The organism is Marinobacter sp. Arc7-DN-1, from assembly GCF_003441595.1.
Classification (GTDB): Bacteria; Pseudomonadota; Gammaproteobacteria; order Pseudomonadales; family Oleiphilaceae; genus Marinobacter; species Marinobacter metalliresistant.
The window spans coordinates 4,205,793-4,224,863 of record NZ_CP031848.1 but is presented as its reverse complement, the minus strand read 5'-3'; the positions used below and the strand labels follow the sequence as shown (position 1 = coordinate 4,224,863).

Here is a 19,071-nt window from a genome sequence, read left to right as displayed (position 1 = left end):
ACGAAGATGACAGAACCAACCCGGATTTTCCACAACCCTCGCTGCTCAAAATCCCGCCAAACCCTTGAACTGCTTACCGAACGGGGTATTGAACCGGAGATTATACGCTACCTTGAAACGCCACCGACAGAGCAGCAGCTCGAGGATATTCTTGCTGCACTGAATCTGGATCCCCGTGATCTCATGCGCACCAGGGAAAAAGAGTATAAGGAGCAGGGCCTCGATAATCCCGACCTTAGCCGTGAACAATTAATCGCCGCCATGGCTGCCACTCCAAAATTGATCGAGCGACCAATTGTGCTCGCAAACGGCAAAGCGGCCCTTGGCAGGCCACCGGAAAACGTACTTTCCATTCTCTGAGCCAGACCGCGGACTGATACAGGCTTTGGCCCGGAACGTAACTTCTCAACCACTTTTCTATGCCGGAATCATACTATGCTGAACAACCCCAAGGCCCGTTACACTGCCCGGGCAACCATTGCCCTTTACATCGGCGTGCTGGCCACACTATTGATCACCACCTTCTATCCGGCGCCGGTGGAGGGCGTGTCGATTCCACTGATGCTGTCGGTGAAGCTGATTCCGCTGCTGGCCTTCGCCGTACCGGTAGTCCGGGCCAACAACCGGGGCTATATCTGGATGGCGTTCGTGGTGATCTTCTATTTCACCCAGGCGGTCGTTTCGGCCTGGCTCAGCGAAGGCGCCCCCGGACCGGTCATTCTGACGATACTGACCTTCCTGCTGTTCACTGTTGCCATGATTCACCTTAAAGTGAACCGGCCGGTGACGAACTGAAACACACTTATCGATACCTGGATCTGACCGCTTATGGCTGAAACAGACACCTCCGAAACCGTGCAGCGGCCACCCGCGCCGCCCCGAAGCACCCTGACCCTGCGAGATGTCTGTACCGCTCTGGTGAGCAGTGGCGAAGTCAGCCAGGAAGACGCCGAGCGCGTATTATCGGCAAACCTTGGCGCGACAACCGGCAGCGGGCAGGCCGCCAAGCGCCATCCGCTTGAACTGGTGGCTATTGCCTCCCTGACCAGCGAAACAAGCGGTCGCACCCTGGATCTGGACCGGCTTACCCAGTGGCTGGCCGACTGGGCCGGGCAGCCCTATTACCACATCGATCCGCTGAAGATTGATACCCCGGCGATTGCCCGGGTGATGTCCTACGCCTTTGCCCAGCGCCACGGCATCCTGGCGGTGGAGATTGGCCGGGAGGAAGTGCTGATCGCCAGCGCAGAACCCTTCAAGAGCGACTGGGTGCAGAACCTGCAGCAAGCCGTTCGCAAGGACATCCGGCGCGTGGCTGCCAATCCCGTAGATATCCGCCGTTACACCGTTGAGTTCTATCAGCTTGCCAGTTCCGTCAGCAAAGCCAGTGGTGGCAAGGCCACTGGTGTTGCCGGTAACCAGAACTTCGAACAGCTTCTGGATCTGGGCGCCAGCGAACACCCGGATGCCAACGACCAGCATGTGGTCAAGATTGTTGACTGGCTGCTGCAATACGCCTTCGACCAGCGCGCTTCGGACATTCACATTGAGCCCCGGAGGTCCGTCACTCAGGTTCGGTTCCGGATCGACGGCGTGCTTCATAACGTTTATGAATTCCCGGAACACGTCGGAGTAGCGGTCACCAGCCGCCTGAAGATTCTTGGGCGCCTGAATGTGGCGGAGAAACGCCGGCCCCAGGACGGACGGATCAAGACCCGCAAACCGGATAACAGCGAGGTCGAGCTTCGCCTGGCTACCATGCCGACCGCGTTCGGCGAGAAGATGGTCATGCGGATCTTTGATCCGGATGTACTGCTGAAATCCTATGAGCAACTGGGATTCAGCAAGGAAGACCGCCAGCGCTGGCAGGAAATTACCTCCCGGCCCCACGGCATTGTTCTGGTGACCGGGCCAACCGGTTCCGGCAAGACCACAACCCTGTATTCAACTCTGAAACAGATCGCCTTGCCCGAGCTCAATGTCTGCACCATCGAAGACCCCATCGAAATGGTGGAACCGGCGTTCAACCAGATGCAGGTTCAGACCACCATAGACCTGACCTTCGCGGCCGGTGTTCGGGCACTGCTTCGGCAGGACCCGGATATCATCATGATCGGCGAGATCCGTGATCTGCAAACCGCTGAAATGGCGGTGCAGGCTGCACTCACCGGCCATCTGGTGCTTTCCACCCTGCACACCAACGACGCCCCCAGTGCTATTACCCGGATGATGGAACTGGGCATTCCGCCGTATCTGATCCGGGCCACGGTGCTGGGCGTGATGGCGCAACGCCTTGCCCGAACCCTGTGCCCCCACTGCAAGTCGCCCGGCCCCGCCGATGAACAGGCCTGGCAGACACTGACCCGGCCCTGGAAGGCACCAGTTCCGAAGCAGTTCTATCAGCCCGTAGGCTGCCTGGAATGCCGGAACACCGGTTACCTGGGCCGCGCCGGGGTTTATGAGATCATGACCCTTTCGGGCCCGTTGCTCCGGCAGATCACCGATCATTGCGAGCTGGAACCGCTCAGGCTGGACGCCTACAAGGAAGGCATGAAGTCCCTGCGCCTGAGTGGTGCCCAGAAGGTGGCCGCGGGCCAGACCACGGTCGAGGAAATCCTGAGGGTAACGCCGGAAAGCCAGCGCTGAAACGGATCAGGTGCCGGGACGCAAGCCACATTGGCCGAGTAAATCCTGCCAGGCTCCGGTGTGGTCCATCATGGCCACGTCGAGTTTCCGCCAGAGACTGGTCTCGGCATCCTGCGAAAGATGCCGCTCATACCAGCCAGCGAAGCTGTCCGGCATGATATCCGCCTGAAGCTCGGCCAGCCGCTCAAACGGCTCAATAAGCTCAGTCCGCCCCTGCCTGACCGCACTCATGTACGGCTGGATCTTTTCGATGTACACGCTGAAAAACGTATTCTGCACGATATCCGACTGATTATTGGACTGGCCGTTGAGGCACAGGGGCCGTCCTTCAATTCGCTGCTTCAGTAATTCGGTACCATCCTGCAATCGCGCTGTCAGCAGGAGCGCGCTGTTGATCAGTTGGCCGACCCGGTACTCGGCCTGCCAGCGCTGATGAACATCGCCGGCAAAATCCAGGGAAACGGCCAGGTCCTCTGCGCGCAACCTGGCAACCGCTGCGTTCAGGCTGTCGATATCAAGGGCCAGATCGGAGACGGGATTGCCGTCCGCCGCGACCGGATAATAGCCCTTGGCCAGGGTAAACAGCTTTTCGACCTCTTCCACACCCCAGGTGGCGTTCCAGATGGCAATGGGCAGGGATTCGAGCTTGCTCTTGATGGCCTCGCCAAGCTCCTCCGAGAAGTCCTCATCCTCGATCCCGGGAAGACAGTCCCTGGCCGCCTCGATAAACCGGATTTCATAACGCAGGCGGTTCAGGGGTTGCATCACCCGCCCCATCACCGAGTTTTTCTCACCCACAACGTACTGCAGCTCACAACCATACAGGGAGAGAAAATCCAGCACCCCCATGTCCAGTTCCGGCATGGTCAGCACACGATCCCGGCGACGGGGAAGCTGGCTGGCAGAACCGATGTCAGAGAGTTGAGGGTCGGTTTCCAGGACGCGGGCGACCCGCTCCACGTATTCATCCATCATGGGGCGGGCATCTGAGAAGGGATTGCAACCTGCAAGAAGCAACGCAAGGACCGGAGTGACAATTCTGAAAAATCCGGTTCCGGGCATTGGGTCCGTCCTCCTGCGCTGGCGTGACAGAGCTGTGGCCTTACCGCTTTTGCAGCAGGGTATCGACCTCCGCAAAATCACGGGCCACAAAACGTCCGGTTTCCGGCAGATCTCCCTCGCGAACAAGCCAGGCGGTTTGCATGCCTGCCTGTTCGGCTGCCTCAAGCTCGGCCTCAACATCGGACAGGAACAACACCGTGCCCGCCTCAACGCCCAACTCCGACAGGATATTGCGGTAGGAATCCGCCTCTTTCTTGCCCCCGATACGGGTATCGAAATAGCCGGAGAAGAACGGCGTGAAGTCGCCCTCCGTGGTAAAGCCGAAAATCAGCTTCTGGGCCTTGACCGACCCGGAGGAATATACGAACAAACGCAGGCCCCGATCGTGCCAGCGCTGCAGGTATTCGGCCGCGTCGGCATAGATATGTCCCTTAAGCTCTCCCTGCTGGTACCCCTGCTCCCAGACCATACCCTGCAACGCCTTGAGCGCGGTTTCCTTGCGGTCCTCGCGAATCCAGCCCTGCAGGACCTCGATAAGTCCATCAACATCATCGCGCGCTACACCGGATTTTTCCGCTACAGCATCCAGTTGCCCTGCAACCGCCGGATTATCCTGGCACCGGGCACGAACGAAGCCCGGCAGATGCTCACTGGCATACGGAAACAGGACATCGTGGACAAAGGAAATGGAACTGGTGGTGCCTTCGATGTCCGTAAGCACGACCCGGATCACCCCGCCGCTCCTGCCAGCGCCTCGTAGTGCGGCAACCGGGCGGCGATGTCCTCGCCGGTGAAATCGGCAGCCCATCCTTCGGGGTTGGTGAACAGGCGGATGCAGGTGAATTCCGGCTCCGGCCCCATATCGAACCAGTGCCGTGTGCCATCCGGCACGCTGATCAGATCATTCTTCTGGCACAGCACGGCGAACACCTCGTTGCCGAAGTGCAGGTAGAACAGAGCCTGGCCCCGCACGAAAAAACGAACCTCATCCTCTCTGTGGGTGTGCTCGTCCAGAAACTTTTTCCGGAGCGCCTCTTTCTGGGGATTGTCGGGGTTCAGGCTCACCACATCAGCAGCCTGGAACCCGCATTCCGCCTTCAGCTTCGCTACTTCATCGCCGTATGCTTCCAGGACCTCCTCCTGGGACGCGTCCGCTGGCAGATCCCGGGTGGGCCACTGTTCGAAGCGAACACCATGCCGGGCGAGCAGTTCGCGGATCTCGGCGGGGTTTTCGGTGACCGTGCGGGCCGTTTCTGGCTGGCTTTGATCAAAAACACTCAAGGTCGTCATGGGCGCATCCTCATGGTTTCAAGTTCACATTCAAACAGGAATTCAAAGGCTTCGGCGTGGCGCAGGCAGTCGGCCATGGTGTTGCCCCAGGTGTAGAGACCGTGGCCCCGAATCAGGTAACCGGGCTGATCCGGATGGCCCCGGAACCAGTCCCCGGTCTCCTGCGCCAGAGCATCAATATCCTGGGTGTTGTCGAAGACCGGAATGGTTAATACCGATTCGTGGGTTTCAACGCCGGCAAAGGCTTTCTGAAGCTCATAGCCTTCCAGCTCCAGCGGCTGCCCCGGTGTCAGCAGCCGGCTCAGGACTGTCGCCTTGACCGAGTGGGTATGAAGCACCGCGCCGACTTCCGGGAAAACTTCGTACAATATGGTGTGCAACCGGGTTTCGGCCGAAGATCGGCAGTTGCTCTGAACCGGACGGCCCGCCAGATCCACCACCATAACATCGCCAGCACCCAGTTGCCCCTTGTGACGACCAGATACGGTTATGGCAATATGCTCGCCGTCAATGCGCGCAGAGTAATTGCTGCTGGTCGCCGGCGACCAGCCTCGCTGGTAAAGGAAGCTCCCAGCTTCGACAATCGAGTCGGCCGCCCTGGCGTATCGGGTTACATCAAACACGGATTCTCTCCCGGGGTTCAGATGTCTTTGACACGTTCATTTGCCGACATTATAGGGATGGAGGGGCGGCCCGCAAATGGTGTCGGGCCACGATCAGGTCCGCGACCACGGAGATTGCAATTTCCGCAGGCGTCTTGCTGGGAATATCGACGCCAATGGGGGCGCGCAAGCGGTCGAGTACCGCGTCTTCCAGGCCCAGCGAACTCAGTCGTTCACGCCGTGCTTCCGAGGTCTTTCGGGAGCCCATGGCACCGATGTAAAATGCTTTCGACTGCAACGCCGCCAGCAGCCCCATATCGTCAATCCGGGGGTCATGGGCCAGGGTGAAGAACACCTCATCGTTTTCGGTCAGTTCCAGCCAGGCATCCGGCCGCCACTCACCGGCTTCTGGCTGATAACCTGTCTGGATTCCGGCACAGCCCGGCAAAGCCAGGGAAACCACCAGACTGCCGGAGGCACCAGCGCCGACCTTGAGAAAATCCCGTCGATTCATCGCCATGTCATACCTCCTGACTGTTGGATGAACCGGTGGCAACGGATTCCACCGCCGCAATAATCCGGGAGTAAGTTCCGCAACGGCACAGGTTGCCTGTCATCGCGGCAACAATATCGTCCCGCGAGGGAGCCGGGTTGTTGGCCAGCAAGTGTGCCGCACTCATGATCTGGCCCGACTGGCAGTAACCGCATTGCGGAACGCCCTGCTCAATCCAGGCCTGCTGCAGGGCATGAAGCTGATCGCCACCACCCAGCCCCTCGATGGTCTGCACCTGGCCACCGGCCGCCATTTCAGCCGGCGTCGAGCAGGACCGGACAGGCTGGCCGTTCAGATGCACCGTGCAGGCGCCGCAAAGTCCGGCACCGCAGCCGAACTTGGTACCTTTCAGCCCCAGCTCGTCACGGATTACCCACAACAGGGGTGTATCCCCCTCCACATCCAGCGAATGCTGCTCTCCGTTGACTGTCAGCCTTAATGCCATTCCTACTCTCTCCTGTAGGCATTCCGGTTCTGTGCGCCGGATTTATCGTTCTTATTGGTGTCGAAGTTCACCCGGTCTTACTTGATAACCTCCTTTCCGTCCTTGTTAACCCAGATCTTGCGCTCTCCGGTTTCCATCTGATCATTGGAATCCCAGACCTCCCGGTCCGTGGTTGCCTCTTCCACCTTGCCGTTGTCGTTCCAGATTACGCGATCCTTGCAGCCAGCAAGCGCCAGTACTGCACATACAACCAACATTGCTTTTTTCACGACGATAACCTCCGTTTGGCCGTTTGAATGACCAGATTTGAAGACCTCAGAAGCTGGAGCCGTTAACGGCTTCCGTGAACTTCACGATTGTGCTGCTTGTCCCGTTCACTTTTTCGCACCATGACATAAACCGCTCCGGTTCCACCATGGTGTTTTTGGGCCGAATGGAAGGCCATGACATCAGCCAGCTCGGGCAACCACTTGGCAAGGTAACTTTTCAATTGTGCAATGCCATCAGGATTGCGCTCCCCCTTGCCATGGAGAATAATCACAGAGCGCAGACCATAACGGACGCAATCACCGACAAATGTAAACACTTCTCTTCGGGCCTGTTCCACCGTCATCCGGTGTAAATCGAGCCGGGCTTCAATGGGGTATTGCCCCAGCCGCAGCTTGCGAAATACCCCGTGTTGTATGCCCGGACGCCGCCAGCTCAGAACGTCGTGGGCTGTGAGAGGTTCGACTATGTCCGAGGTCAGGGGGTTTTTGTCCCGGACCGGACTTTCCACGGCGGACCGCTGTCGCTCAAGATGCCCTGGCGTCAGTTCACGGGGTGTCGATACCTCGGCGCGGTTGGGCTTTCGGATGCGCCGGACATCTTTCATTTCCTCAAGAAAACTGAGGCGTTCGTCTTTGGTAGTCATGACATTACAATTAATGACCTGGTTCGACAGGAACTTTACCACCCACCCCCCTTCCCTTAAAGAAAACTGACTTGCGTCAGTCAGTTTGCGACGAAAATCGTAGGGCGGTGACCTTACTCACTGAACTACACTTCTTACGGAAAATAATAACAATCGAGTGGATACGGACATGGCCGCAGCAAACACAGAAACCACCCCCCCCCAGAACATCCGCGCGATTATGACCTTTCTTCGGGAACATGCGCCTTTCTCCAGCATGGATGATACGCACCTCGCACATTTTGCCGAGCACGCATCTCTGCAGTTCTATGCAGACGGCGACGCCGTTCTGTCTCCGGATCAGGGCGTCGTAAAAAGATTCTACGTGGTCAAGCAGGGGCGGATTCGTGGCGAGCGACATAATGAAAAGGAAGACCGGACGGAAACCACCTTTGAAATCAGCCAGGGCGAATGCTTTCCACTGGCGGCCATCATTGGCGAACGGCCAACCAGAACCCTGCACCGCGCGTCTGGAGACACCTTCTGCCTCAGCATCGGACAGAATGCCTTCATTACCCTGTTTTCAGAGAGTGAGCCTTTCCGGGATTTCTGCCTTCGCGGTGTCAGCAGCCTGCTTGATCAGGTAAACCGGCGCATCCAGTCCGGCGCTATGGCCTCCATGGGCTCCAGCACGTCCCTGGACACGCCTCTTGAGCGCTTTGCCCTGCGCAATCCGATTGTCTGCTCCCCGGACCTTCCGGTACGAAAAGCAGTGGCACGCATGCACGAAAACAACGTCGGCAGCATTATCGTTACCGACGACAACCGCCACCCAACCGGCATTTTTACGCTGCGGGATCTTCGTACCATGATCGCCGAGGAAAAGGGCCCCCTGAATACGCCAATTCGGCAGGTCATGACGAAAGAGCCCTGCTGCCTGCCCTCCCATGCGGATGCCTTTGAGGCTGCCATGCTGATGGCGGAACACCATTTTGCCCACTTGTGCGTGGTCGATGATGAAAACAAACTTATTGGCGTAGTGTCGGAGCGGGACCTTTTCGCCCTTCAACGGGTGGATCTGGTCAACCTTGCCCGCACCATCAGTACCGCCACCCACTTGCGCACCCTGGTCAGCCTGCGATCAGACGTGTCCCGTCTGGTCGATGCCATGCTGGCCCACGGCGCCGATTCCGGGCAGGTGGTCAAGATCATCACAACCCTGAACGACGTAACCGTTCGACGGGTACTGGAACTGAACATCAAGAAAAACGACCCGGGCATTCCCTTTACCTGGCTGACCTTCGGCAGCGAAGGGCGCCAGGAGCAGACACTGCTGACCGATCAGGACAACGGCATCCTGTTCCGGACCCCGGAAGGCATGACCGAAGAACAGGTTCGGGAGAAACTGCTGCCATTTGCCCAGACCGTCACCCAGGAGCTGGCGGAGTGCGGCTTTACCCTGTGCAAAGGCAACATCATGGCCAGCAACCCGAAGCTTTGCCTCAGTGACAGGGAATGGGACGACTGGTTTATCCGGTTTATTGATGCCTCGACACCCCAGAACCTGGTGTACTCCTCAATCTTTCTCGATATGAGAGCGGTGTTTGGCGCCACCGAGCCGTTGCATGATCTGCTGGACAAAGTGCTGTCCCGTATCCGGAAAAACGCCCTGTTCCAGAAGATGCTGGCGGGCAATGCCTTTCAACGGAAGCCGCCGCTGACCATGTTCCGGAATTTCCGCTATGTCTCAGAAGGCAAAAAGCGTGCGCTTGACCTCAAACGCCAGGGCCTTGCGCCCTTCGTGGAAGCGATCAGGGTCTTTGCATTAGCCAACGGGGTCGAAACGGCAAACACCCTGGAGCGCATGGATGAGCTGGCAAAAAAAGGGGTCTTTGATCCGAAGGACGCCAATGCCTGGAAGGAAAGCTATAGCCTGATCCAGGCCATCCGGATGCGAGCCCACCAGGAAATGCTCGAAAAGGGCGAAGAACTGACCAACTACATTGATCCGGACGATCTGAACCCATTGGATCGGCGCATCCTCCGGGAGTCTTTCAGACAGGCTCAGCGGTTGCAACAGAAACTCGAAGTGACCTACCAACTCTGACCGTCAGGCAACACGTCATGCTGGAACAGATAAAACAATGGATAGAGCAGCGCCGGGGCGGGAAGATTGGCAGCCACGACCCGGACAATCTGCCCCATCCCAAATCACCGGGGGAGCAGCTGCTATCCGATTGCCGCCTGATTGTACTCGATCTGGAAACCACGGGGCTGAATGCTGCGAAAGATGAGGTCATCGCAATCGGCGCTGTTGCCATCCGGGGCGGCATTATCCACCTCAGTGACCAGTTTGATCTGATTCTGAGGCGACCGGAACTGGATATACGGGAAACCGTACTCATCCACGGAATTGGCCCCGAAGCCCTTACCCAGGGCCAGGAAACCGAAGATGCACTGCTTTACCTGCTGGAATGGATGAACGGCGATCCCGTACTGGCCTATCACTCGGCATTCGACCAGAAATTCCTGGAGAGAACCCTACGGGCCCAGATTGGCTACACCCTGAGCCACACCTGGATGGACGTTGCAGACCTGATGCCGGCCTTTTTTCCGAATACAAAGACGGGCGGCAAGGGCCTTGATCACTGGGCGGACTATTTTGGCCTGGAGGTTACTGAACGGCACCACGCCGCGTCCGATGCCCTGGCGACCGCAGAGCTGACCCTGGTGGCCCTGAACAAGGCCCGGAAGGAGGGGGTAAAAACCCTTAAGGGACTCCACGACAAGCTTCTTTATCACCGGCGACTGCAAAACATGCATCGTTTTTAATTCCAGCTACGAACGAGTGCGCAGAATTCGATCAATTATTCGGCAAATGACTGAGAATTAGACCTTTTGCCAATATCTATAAATCGCTTGACCAGTAAAGTCAGTAGGGACAACTAGTCGGAGAAGTACTTATATGAATAATAAATTCTCTAACCCAAGTGCCTCGCCAAAAACCCACCCAACCTCCACAACAACAAAACAGGAGTGATCCTATGTCAGTTGGTCATAGCTACGACGCTGAGAAGTACTGGAAGGCGAATCTGCGCCTGATATTCGGGAGCCTGATTGTCTGGGCCCTGGTATCTTATGGCTTTGCAATTCTGCTTCGTCCGATGCTCGCGGGCATTCCGATTGGTGGCACCGATCTGGGCTTCTGGTTCGCCCAGCAAGGCTCCATCCTTACGTTTATCGCTCTGATCTTCTTCTACGCTTGGCGCATGAATAAGATCGACGAACAATTCGGCGTGCACGAGGAGTAAGAACGAATGAGCCAATTTGCCATCAACATCATTTTCGTAGGGGCCTCGTTCCTCATCTATATCCTGATCGCTGTCTGGGCGAAAGCCGGTAGCACCAAGGACTTCTACGTTGCCGGCGGCGGCGTTCATCCGATCACCAACGGTATGGCGATCGGTGCCGACTGGATGTCAGCGGCATCCTTCATTTCCATGGCGGGCCTGATTGCCGCCGGTGGTTACGCCAACTCCACCTTCCTGATGGGCTGGACCGGCGGTTACGTTCTGCTTGCGATGCTGCTGGCCCCGTACCTGCGGAAGTTCGGTAAGTTCACCGTACCCGAGTTCATCGGTGATCGTTTTTACAGCAAGAATGCGCGCCTGGTGGCGGTTATCTGTCTGATCGTCGCGTCCGTGACCTACGTAATCGGCCAGATGGCCGGTGCCGGTGTTGCCTTCTCACGCTTCCTCGAAGTTGACGCCACCCTGGGTCTGATCATTGCTGCGGTCGTGGTCTTCATCTACGCCGTTATGGGAGGCATGAAGGGTATCACCTACACCCAGGTTGCCCAGTACTGCGTGCTGATCGTCGCCTACACCATCCCTGCCGTGTTCATCTCCGTGCAACTGACCGGTAACCCTATTCCCGGTCTCGGCCTGTTCTCCACCCACGTGGACTCCGGCATGCCGCTACTCTCCAAGCTGAATCAGGTCATCACCGACCTCGGCTTCAACGAGTACACCGCGGACGTGGACAACAAACTGAACATGGTCCTGTTTACCCTGTCACTGATGATCGGTACTGCTGGCCTGCCGCACGTCATCATCCGCTTCTTCACCGTGCCGAAAGTTGCCGACGCGCGCTGGTCAGCCGGCTGGGCCCTGGTTTTCATCGCCCTGCTGTACCTGACTGCGCCGGCTGTTGCTTCCATGGCGCGCCTGAACCTGATGACCACCATCTACCCGGACGGCACCGCAGCTGAGCCAATCCAGTACGATGAGCGTCCGAACTGGATCAGGGAGTGGGAAATTACCGGTCTGATTCAGTTCACCGACAAGAACGAAGATGGCCGTATCCAGTTGTATAACGACAGCGAAGCTTTCCAATCCGAGGCTGACGCCCGTGGCTGGAAAGGCAACGAGCTGGTCGTTAACCGGGATATCCTGGTTCTGGCCAACCCGGAAATCGCCAACCTGCCAGGCTGGGTGGTCGGTCTCATTGCGGCGGGCGGCCTCGCGGCAGCACTGTCCACAGCAGCGGGCCTGTTGCTGGCGATTTCCTCCGCGGTGAGTCATGACCTGATCAAGGGGTCTATCAACCCGAACATCTCGGAGAAAGGCGAACTGCTGGCAGCACGGATCTCCATGGCTGTCGCGATCGCGGTGGCGACCTGGCTTGGCGCCAATCCCCCGGGCTTCGCGGCACAGGTGGTGGCACTTGCCTTCGGTATTGCCGCCGCGTCCCTGTTCCCGGCGCTGATGATGGGTATCTTCTCCAAGCGTGTTAACAACACCGGTGCCATCTCCGGCATGCTGACCGGCCTGGGCTTCACCCTGGCGTACATCTTCGTCTATAAGGGCTGGCTGTTCATTCCGGGTACCAACAACCTGGCAGATACCCCGGAGAACTGGGTGCTGGGCATCTCCCCGCTGTCCATCGGCGCGGTTGGCGCAATTGTCAACTTTGCGGTAGCCTTCATTGTATCCAACGCAACTGAAGAGCCGCCCGTTGAGATTCAGGAGCTGGTTGAAAGCGTCCGTTACCCACGTGGGTCCGGCCAAGCTCAAGACCACTGAGCAACATCTCAACCTGATTCGTTCCCTGAACTGACAGGTTGATACTGAACGGGCTTCCTCAATGAGGGAGCCCGTTCTTTTTTGAGGAAGTTATTTTATGTTCTGGACATTTGTTGCCACAGTAGTCTGCGGCCTGGGTGCCGCAGGTATCGCTCTCGGTATCAGGGCCGCTACCCGAAACAAAGCCCCGAAGTGGATCATCCCCGTTTTTGCCGGCGCCGGCATGCTCGGCTATCTCATCTACATGGAATACACCTGGTTCGACCAGAAACAATCCCGCCTGCCGGAAGAAGCCGTGGTTGTGAATACTGAAACTGACGGCATCCTCTGGCGGCCCTGGACCTTTGTTTTTCCGTATGTTACCGCTTTTTCGACTGTGGATATCAAGAGTATCAGCCGTGACACAAACAGCGATGACATCGTCCGGTTTACGCTCTATCGCTTCGAACAGAAGGTGATAGACGCCGTTTCCCACCGCATTCACATCATCAACTGTGCGTCCCGGGAACTCGTGCCCCTGGGATCGGACGGAAGCCCCCGGGTAGACAATCTGAAGGTTCTTGAACCCGGAGATGCCCTGTATGACACCGTCTGTGCGGAATGATGCGACAATAGCGTGACGCCCTGACCTGCCGACCCTGACGGGAATGAATATCCATGATTAGCGCCTGGTTGCTGGCTCTTATTTCCATCACTTACATTTCGATCCTGTTCGTGATCGCCTGGGCCGGCGACAAACATCCGGGGCTGTATCGGCGGCGCCTGGCACGAACCCATATCTACGCCCTGTCACTGGCAGTTTACTTTACTTCCTGGACCTTCTATGGCGCCGTGGGCCGCGCCACCCAGGAAGGCCTTGGCTTTCTCCCGATTTACCTGGGCCCGCTGCTGGTCTTCGTGTTCGGCGCTCACATGCTGCGCCGGATTATCTACATCAGCAAACGCAACAACAGCACCTCCATCGCCGATTTCATCGCCTCCAGGTACGGCAAATCACAGCTCCTGGCCGCGATGATCGCAACCTTCGCCCTCATAGGCAGCGTTCCCTACATTGCCTTGCAGCTGAAAGCCATTGCCATGGGCTTCGCCGTCCTGTCCGGGACAGGTACCGGCTACGAGGGGCTAAGCTCAGCGGCCTGGAAGGATTCTGCCTGGTACATCACCCTGGCCCTGGCGGTATTCACTGTGCTGTTTGGCACCCGGCACCTGGAATCGACGGAGCACCACCGGGGGATGATTCAGGCGGTCGCCTTCGAGTCCCTGATAAAGCTCGTGGCCTTTATCGCCGTCGGCCTTTTTGTCGGCTACGGCCTGTACGGTGGATTCGGCGACCTGTTTTCCCGGGCGAAAGACGCCGACCTGATGGGCACCCTGACCACCGACGGCATCGAGGCTCCCGCCTTTATCACCCAGACCCTGGTTGCGATGCTGGCTATCATCTGCCTGCCAAGACAATTCCATGTCATGGTGGTCGAGAACACCGATCACCGGGATTTTGAGATCGCGCGCTGGGCCATGCCCATCTACCTGATCGTGGCCTCCGCCTTTGTACTTCCCATCGCTGCGGCGGGCATGCTGTCTCCCGAAGCGGCCGCGGGCAACCCCGATATACTGATTCTCCAGTTGCCGATCATGGCCGGGGAGGAATGGCTTGCGATACTGGCGTTTCTGGGTGGTGGCTCCGCCGCAGCGGCCATGGTGATCGTCAGTTCGGTCGCCATCGCCACCATGGTAAGCAACGAAATTATCATGCCGGCGCTCCTGAAATTTTTCCGGCCGGGGATGAACCGGCGCAACGACCTGAGCTATCTTCTGCTCAGCATTCGCCGTGTCGCGATCTTTGTGGTCCTGCTGACTGCCTATGGCTTCTACCGTATGGCGGGCGAGGATTACAGCCTGACCGCCTTTGGACTGCTTTCCTTCGCAGCAGCCGCGCAGTTCGGGCCGGCGCTGGTTGGTGGTATCATCTGGCGGCGCGGCAACTACATGGGCGCCGTCTGGGGCCTCGGCCTGGGTTTCCTGATGTGGTGCTACACCCTGCTGCTGCCGGCACTCGCAACCACCGGATGGGTAACGGACTCGCTGATTGAACAGGGCATCTGGGGTATCAACTGGACCCGACCCACGGCATTGTTTGGCTCTGATCTGGATCAGATCAGCCATGGCATTATCTGGAGCCTTGGCATAAATACCGTGGTCTACATCCTGCTTTCCATGCTTACCCGACAACGGGTGCGGGAAAAAATCCAGATTGCCTCGTTCTTTCACGATCCCCAGCCGAAAGCGGAAACCGCCCAGCACCAGAGCTGGCAGGGCGAGATTCTGACCTCTGACCTGCAGGCCCTCACCGACCGTTTCATGGGCGAGGAGCGTTCCGAGACGATTTTCCGGAATTACGAGCGCCGCAACGCCATCCGGCTGCACCCACACCGTCCTGCATCCGCCCACCTCATGAAGTACATCGAGCGGCAGCTGGCTTCCGTTATCGGGGCCTCCACGGCCCGCGTGGTGCTGGAATCCACCCTCACCGGTCGCGACATGCAGATTGAGGACGTGGTCAGCATCGTCGATGAGGCCTCCCAGGCCATGACGTTCAGCCGGGAACTGCTACAGTCAGCCATTGAAAACATCAGTCTGGGCGTCTCGGTGGTTAACCATCAGCAACAACTGGTGGTCTGGAATCATCGCTATCTCGAGCTGTTCACTTACCCCAAGGGGTTTGTCAAGGTTGGGCGCCCGGTCGAAGATCTGATGCGGTATAACCTGACCAACGCCAACCTGTCAGCCCGCAGGATTGATGAAATTGTCGAGGACCGCTGCACCAGCATGCGGGAAGGCCGGCCGATGTCCTACGAGCGCCAGAGGCCCGACGGAACCGTCCTGCGGGTAGACGGCAGCCCGATACCCGGGGGTGGCTATGCAACCACCTTCCAGGACATCACAGCCATGCGAAGGACCGAGCAGGCCCTCAAGGAAACCAATATCTACCTTGAACAACGGGTGAAGGAGCGTACCCAGGAGCTTCAGGTCATCAATGAGCAGATGCTGAAAGCGAAATCCGTTGCCGAGCAGGCCAACCAGAGCAAGACCCGGTTTCTGGCATCGGCCAGTCATGATCTGTTGCAGCCCCTCAATGCGGCCCGTCTGTTTACCTCTGCCCTGGCTGGCAAGGCCGACGATACTGAAATGAAAGATCTGGTGGATCATATTGACAGTTCCCTCGGTGCTGCCGAAGAGATCATCAGTACATTGCTTGATATCTCCAAACTTGATGCAGGTGCACTGGAACCGGACATCGGGGCCTTCCCGGTTAATGAGATCATGCGACATCTTGCGACCGACTTTTCGGCGATTGCCAAGGATCAGGACCTGGAGCTCCACGTTGTACCCAGCAGTGTCTGGATCCGCTCGGACGCCAAATTGCTGCGCCGTGTGGTCCAGAATTTCCTGTCCAATGCCATACGCTATACGCCGGAAGGGAAGATTCTGCTCGGCTGCCGGAGATTAAAGGGGTATATCCGCATTGAAGTCTGGGACACGGGTCCGGGTATACCCGAAGACCAGCTGGCGCACATTTTCGAGGAGTTTCGCCGTTTCCAGCACGGCCGGGACAAGAAAGGGCTCGGGCTCGGCCTGGCCATCGTGGACCGGATCAGTGGCATGCTGAACCATCCGGTCAGCGTACACTCGGTTCAGGGCCGTGGCAGTGTGTTCGGAATCACCGTCCCTGTCGCCGCGCCGGAACAGAACGAGCCCGTCGCCACTAAGTCTGCCTCAACCTCACGACGGGTTTCGAACCTCGGCGGCCTGCACTTCCTGTGTATCGACAACGACCCTGCCATTCTTCACGGCATGGTGGCTTTGCTTGGTAACTGGAAGTGTGATGTGACCGCTGCGGAAAGCCTCGAAGATGCCATGGAAAAACTGGAAGGCCAGAGACCCGATATTATACTTGCCGATTACCAGCTTGATGATAACAAGAATGGCCTGGATGCCATGGACAGTATCCGTGACGCGCTTAGCGAGGACATCCCGGGGATACTTATCACCGGGTATATGGCACCCGAAGTTCGGGAAGATGCCATTAACCGTGGTTACCAGATTCTCTACAAGCCTGTAAAACCCGCTGCATTGCGGGCGCTGGTTAACAAGTTACTCAAGCAGAAGCGCTCATGACCGATTCAAAAACCGATTTCAATCCTTTCGGCAAGCTGACATTCCTGATTATTGATGACTTCGAGAACTTCCGGTTGTCCATACGCCAGATGTTACGCAGCTGTGGCGCAGACAAAATCGAATTGGTTGCCCATGCCAATCCGGCTATCCAGTACTGCACCTACAACCACGTTGATGTAGTGCTCTGTGACTTCAACCTTGGGGAAGGCAAAAACGGGCAGCACATACTGGAAGAACTCCGCCATAAAAAGCTCCTGAAGCGCTCCTCCCTGTTTCTGATGGTCACCGCCGAGACATCCAAGGAAATGGTAATGGGGGCTCGGGAATATCAGCCGGATGCCTATCTGACCAAACCGATCAACCGGGCAGTTCTAGAGAAAAGACTTGGCAGCCTCATCAGCCAGCGTAACGCGCTTATGCCCATTAACCGGGAAATCGACCGGGAGAACTATCCGGAGGCCATCTCCCTATGCCTCCAGGCACTCCCCAGGCAACCCCGCTACAAAACCTGGTTGATGAAAACCCTGGGAGACCTCTACTTCCAACTGGGGGATCTCGCTCACGCGCTCAAGGTTTTTGACGATGTGCTGGCCCAACGTGAGCTTTCATGGGCAAGGTTTGGCCGCTGCAAAGTCCTGCTTGCAAAACGAAGCTTCGACGACGCAGTTGATGGACTTCGGGAGCTTATCGCCAAGCATCCAGACTATATGGAAGCCTATGACCTCCTCGCGGAAGGTCTGGAGCGACAGGGTCGTCCGACCCAGGCCCAGCAAATACTCGAACAGGCCGCACAACACTCCCCTAATGCCCTGCTCAGACAGAAGCATCTGGCGGAGCTGGCCGGCTCCAATCAGGACATGGACACTGCGTCGGATGCGTGGCGCCGGACCGTTGAGCTCGGAACCTACTCGATTCACGACAACTCTGGCCATTATCTTGCTCTCGGGCAAACGTTGTCCGACCTCAGTGAGGGCGATCTGGAAGAAGAAGGCGCCGCGCGGGCCAAAGAAGCACTGGCTATGCTGAAAAAAATGGAAAAACGGTTCGCGGAGGAAGAAGACATCGCGGTGCGCAGTCAGATCATTCAGTGCCGGGTGTATGCTGGCCAGGGGCAGGATCAGCAGGCGGCCAAGATCCTCGAAAGAATCAGGCCTGAGCTTCAGGACACCACAACACTGGACGTACAAACGGCGCTGGACTATGCAAAAACCCTGTTCCGGATGAGCCACGAGACGGAAGCGAAACAGCTTCTGGCCGAAATGGCCGAACGTTTCAGCGATGATCCAGACACCCTGCAGAAAATCGAAAGTCTCCTGGACGAGCCTGTCGGATTCCGTCAGAAGATCATGGCCCGCACGCTTAACCGCGACGGCATCAGGGCGTTTGAGTCCGGGGACCTGCGGGAAGCCGCGGACACGTTTACCAAAGCCCTGGAAATTGTTCCTGATCATGCCGCCCTGAACCTGAACCTGGTGCAGGTGCTGATGAAGGAATACGACAATAACCCGGAAAAAACCGATCTTCTCAGGCGTTGCCAGACCTGCCTGGACCGGTTATCAAACCTGCCAGGGCAACACCGCCAACACCGACGTTATATCGCCTTGCAACGCAAGCTGAAGGGGCTCACCGAATGAACAACCATAATATTGATTTTTCAATGGTCCTTGCCTCCGCTGTTCACGATATGAAGAACTCCCTTGGTATGCTCCTGAATTCCCTGGACGAACTGCGATCAGAACAGGAGAGAGCACTGGGGGAGTCTTCACGATTCAATACCCTGCAGTATGAAGCCGAACGCATGCATAACGACCTGGTTCAGCTTCTGGGTATCTACCGGCTGGGGGAAAATAACCTGTCTGCTCATATTGAGGAGCACTTTGTGCCCGACTTCCTCTCCGAACACCTGGTCCGGCACACCCCGCTACTCAAGGGTCTGGGCATTGATTGCTCGGTAGAGGCCGAGGAGATTAACGGCTTTTTCGACGAGGATCTTTTGACCGGCGCGCTCAATAACACCATCAATAACGCCATACGCTACACCAAGAGCAAGATCCGCCTTACGGCCGGCGAAAGGGACGGCTATCTCGTGATAGGTGTTGAAGACGACGGAAAGGGGTACCCGGACAGCATGCAGCACACTGGCACCCTGAGCTTCAAATCCCTGGATTTCAAAAGTGGCAGCACCAGCCTCGGGCTGTTCTTTGCGTCTTCCGTTGCCGAGCTTCACAGCGACGGGAAAAGAACCGGAGCCATCAAATTGCACAATGGCGGCAGCCTTGGTGGTGGCGTTTTTGAAATCTGGTTGCCCTGACTGGCACAAC

Annotated in this window: 19 protein-coding genes; 11 read left to right on the top strand and 8 right to left on the bottom strand. The window is 57.5% G+C overall.

Features of this window, described 5'->3' with window-relative positions; all coding sequences use genetic code 11:
• The first annotated feature begins 6 nt into the window (after positions 1-6).
• The 3 genes from arsC to D0851_RS19760 all read left to right on the top strand — a co-directional run bounded on the left by arsC (position 7) and on the right by D0851_RS19760 (position 2,646).
• The gene (gene arsC / locus D0851_RS19770; RefSeq protein ID WP_117620153.1) at positions 7-360 is read left to right on the top strand and encodes an arsenate reductase (glutaredoxin); all 354 of its coding nucleotides are present in this window, start codon (positions 7-9) and stop codon (positions 358-360) included.
• Between the two features lie 75 nt (positions 361-435).
• A complete protein-coding gene (locus D0851_RS19765) occupies positions 436-795 on the top strand; it encodes a DUF2069 domain-containing protein (RefSeq protein WP_117620152.1) in 360 nt (119 codons plus the stop codon).
• A 33-nt stretch (positions 796-828) separates the two neighbouring features.
• Positions 829-2,646, top strand: coding sequence for a GspE/PulE family protein (locus tag D0851_RS19760; RefSeq protein ID WP_117620151.1), 1,818 nt, complete (start codon positions 829-831; stop codon positions 2,644-2,646).
• Positions 2,647-2,652: 6 nt separating this feature from the next.
• Here the strand turns inward: D0851_RS19760 and D0851_RS19755 are convergent, their stop codons facing one another.
• The 8 genes from D0851_RS19755 to smrA all read right to left on the bottom strand — a co-directional run bounded on the left by D0851_RS19755 (position 2,653) and on the right by smrA (position 7,511).
• The gene (locus tag D0851_RS19755; RefSeq protein ID WP_117620150.1) at positions 2,653-3,708 is read right to left on the bottom strand and encodes a DUF3080 domain-containing protein; all 1,056 of its coding nucleotides are present in this window, start codon (positions 3,706-3,708) and stop codon (positions 2,653-2,655) included.
• Positions 3,709-3,748: 40 nt separating this feature from the next.
• Complete coding sequence (gene mtnC, locus D0851_RS19750; protein WP_117620149.1) at positions 3,749-4,441, bottom strand: acireductone synthase; 693 nt, start codon at positions 4,439-4,441, stop codon at positions 3,749-3,751.
• Positions 4,438-4,998 carry a 1,2-dihydroxy-3-keto-5-methylthiopentene dioxygenase gene (locus D0851_RS19745; RefSeq protein ID WP_117620148.1) on the bottom strand — a complete coding sequence of 187 codons (561 nt, stop codon included), beginning with the start codon at positions 4,996-4,998 and terminating at the stop codon, positions 4,438-4,440. Before D0851_RS19745 ends, mtnC begins: the two co-directional genes overlap by 4 nt.
• Positions 4,995-5,621 (bottom strand): methylthioribulose 1-phosphate dehydratase, encoded by a 627-nt coding sequence (locus D0851_RS19740; protein WP_117620147.1) that lies wholly within the window; start codon positions 5,619-5,621, stop codon positions 4,995-4,997. The genes D0851_RS19745 and D0851_RS19740 overlap by 4 nt, the downstream gene beginning before the upstream one ends.
• Positions 5,622-5,670: 49 nt before the next feature.
• Positions 5,671-6,120 carry an XdhC family protein gene (locus D0851_RS20720; RefSeq protein ID WP_117620146.1) on the bottom strand — a complete coding sequence of 150 codons (450 nt, stop codon included), beginning with the start codon at positions 6,118-6,120 and terminating at the stop codon, positions 5,671-5,673.
• A 1-nt stretch (position 6,121) separates the two neighbouring features.
• Positions 6,122-6,598, bottom strand: a complete 477-nt coding sequence (locus tag D0851_RS19730) for a (2Fe-2S)-binding protein (protein WP_117620145.1) — start codon at positions 6,596-6,598, stop codon at positions 6,122-6,124.
• Positions 6,599-6,675: 77 nt separating this feature from the next.
• Positions 6,676-6,867, bottom strand: a complete 192-nt coding sequence (locus tag D0851_RS19725) for a hypothetical protein (RefSeq protein WP_117620144.1) — start codon at positions 6,865-6,867, stop codon at positions 6,676-6,678.
• A gap of 62 nt (positions 6,868-6,929) precedes the next feature.
• Positions 6,930-7,511 (bottom strand): DNA endonuclease SmrA, encoded by a 582-nt coding sequence (gene smrA, locus D0851_RS19720; RefSeq protein ID WP_117620486.1) that lies wholly within the window; start codon positions 7,509-7,511, stop codon positions 6,930-6,932.
• Between the two features lie 169 nt (positions 7,512-7,680).
• On the opposite strand from smrA, the gene D0851_RS19715 reads away from it, so the two are divergent.
• From D0851_RS19715 to D0851_RS19680, 8 genes are all read left to right on the top strand, one after another.
• Positions 7,681-9,597, top strand: a complete 1,917-nt coding sequence (locus D0851_RS19715; protein ID WP_117620143.1) for a putative nucleotidyltransferase substrate binding domain-containing protein — start codon at positions 7,681-7,683, stop codon at positions 9,595-9,597.
• Positions 9,598-9,614: 17 nt separating this feature from the next.
• Complete coding sequence (locus D0851_RS19710; protein ID WP_117620142.1) at positions 9,615-10,322, top strand: PolC-type DNA polymerase III; 708 nt, start codon at positions 9,615-9,617, stop codon at positions 10,320-10,322.
• Between the two features lie 212 nt (positions 10,323-10,534).
• The gene (locus tag D0851_RS19705) at positions 10,535-10,801 is read left to right on the top strand and encodes a DUF4212 domain-containing protein (RefSeq protein WP_117620141.1); all 267 of its coding nucleotides are present in this window, start codon (positions 10,535-10,537) and stop codon (positions 10,799-10,801) included.
• 6 nt (positions 10,802-10,807) lie between these two features.
• The gene (locus D0851_RS19700) at positions 10,808-12,574 is read left to right on the top strand and encodes a sodium:solute symporter family protein (RefSeq protein WP_117620140.1); all 1,767 of its coding nucleotides are present in this window, start codon (positions 10,808-10,810) and stop codon (positions 12,572-12,574) included.
• Between the two features lie 97 nt (positions 12,575-12,671).
• Positions 12,672-13,178: a hypothetical protein gene (locus tag D0851_RS19695; RefSeq protein WP_117620139.1), complete on the top strand. Its 507-nt coding sequence runs from the start codon at positions 12,672-12,674 to the stop codon at positions 13,176-13,178.
• 53 nt (positions 13,179-13,231) lie between these two features.
• Positions 13,232-16,750 (top strand): PAS domain-containing hybrid sensor histidine kinase/response regulator, encoded by a 3,519-nt coding sequence (locus tag D0851_RS19690; RefSeq protein ID WP_117620138.1) that lies wholly within the window; start codon positions 13,232-13,234, stop codon positions 16,748-16,750.
• The gene (locus tag D0851_RS19685; protein WP_117620137.1) at positions 16,747-18,384 is read left to right on the top strand and encodes a response regulator; all 1,638 of its coding nucleotides are present in this window, start codon (positions 16,747-16,749) and stop codon (positions 18,382-18,384) included. Before D0851_RS19690 ends, D0851_RS19685 begins: the two co-directional genes overlap by 4 nt.
• The gene (locus D0851_RS19680) at positions 18,381-19,061 is read left to right on the top strand and encodes a sensor histidine kinase (RefSeq protein WP_117620136.1); all 681 of its coding nucleotides are present in this window, start codon (positions 18,381-18,383) and stop codon (positions 19,059-19,061) included. The genes D0851_RS19685 and D0851_RS19680 overlap by 4 nt, the downstream gene beginning before the upstream one ends.
• Positions 19,062-19,071 lie beyond the last annotated feature (10 nt).

What these genes read in the sequence shown, in the direction of transcription:
- D0851_RS20720 (WP_117620146.1), bottom strand. Translation starts at nt 6,120, where the DNA reads ATGGCGATGAATCGACGGGATTTTCTCAAGGTCGGCGCTGGTGCCTCC.
- D0851_RS19760 (WP_117620151.1), top strand. Translation starts at nt 829, where the DNA reads ATGGCTGAAACAGACACCTCCGAAACCGTGCAGCGGCCACCCGCGCCG.
- D0851_RS19730 (WP_117620145.1), bottom strand. Translation starts at nt 6,598, where the DNA reads ATGGCATTAAGGCTGACAGTCAACGGAGAGCAGCATTCGCTGGATGTG.
- D0851_RS19680 (WP_117620136.1), top strand. Translation starts at nt 18,381, where the DNA reads ATGAACAACCATAATATTGATTTTTCAATGGTCCTTGCCTCCGCTGTT.
- D0851_RS19765 (WP_117620152.1), top strand. Translation starts at nt 436, where the DNA reads ATGCTGAACAACCCCAAGGCCCGTTACACTGCCCGGGCAACCATTGCC.
- D0851_RS19710 (WP_117620142.1), top strand. Translation starts at nt 9,615, where the DNA reads ATGCTGGAACAGATAAAACAATGGATAGAGCAGCGCCGGGGCGGGAAG.
- smrA (WP_117620486.1), bottom strand. Translation starts at nt 7,511, where the DNA reads ATGACTACCAAAGACGAACGCCTCAGTTTTCTTGAGGAAATGAAAGAT.
- D0851_RS19700 (WP_117620140.1), top strand. Translation starts at nt 10,808, where the DNA reads ATGAGCCAATTTGCCATCAACATCATTTTCGTAGGGGCCTCGTTCCTC.
- D0851_RS19690 (WP_117620138.1), top strand. Translation starts at nt 13,232, where the DNA reads ATGATTAGCGCCTGGTTGCTGGCTCTTATTTCCATCACTTACATTTCG.
- D0851_RS19695 (WP_117620139.1), top strand. Translation starts at nt 12,672, where the DNA reads ATGTTCTGGACATTTGTTGCCACAGTAGTCTGCGGCCTGGGTGCCGCA.
- D0851_RS19685 (WP_117620137.1), top strand. Translation starts at nt 16,747, where the DNA reads ATGACCGATTCAAAAACCGATTTCAATCCTTTCGGCAAGCTGACATTC.
- arsC (WP_117620153.1), top strand. Translation starts at nt 7, where the DNA reads ATGACAGAACCAACCCGGATTTTCCACAACCCTCGCTGCTCAAAATCC.
- D0851_RS19715 (WP_117620143.1), top strand. Translation starts at nt 7,681, where the DNA reads ATGGCCGCAGCAAACACAGAAACCACCCCCCCCCAGAACATCCGCGCG.
- D0851_RS19745 (WP_117620148.1), bottom strand. Translation starts at nt 4,998, where the DNA reads ATGACGACCTTGAGTGTTTTTGATCAAAGCCAGCCAGAAACGGCCCGC.
- D0851_RS19755 (WP_117620150.1), bottom strand. Translation starts at nt 3,708, where the DNA reads ATGCCCGGAACCGGATTTTTCAGAATTGTCACTCCGGTCCTTGCGTTG.
- D0851_RS19705 (WP_117620141.1), top strand. Translation starts at nt 10,535, where the DNA reads ATGTCAGTTGGTCATAGCTACGACGCTGAGAAGTACTGGAAGGCGAAT.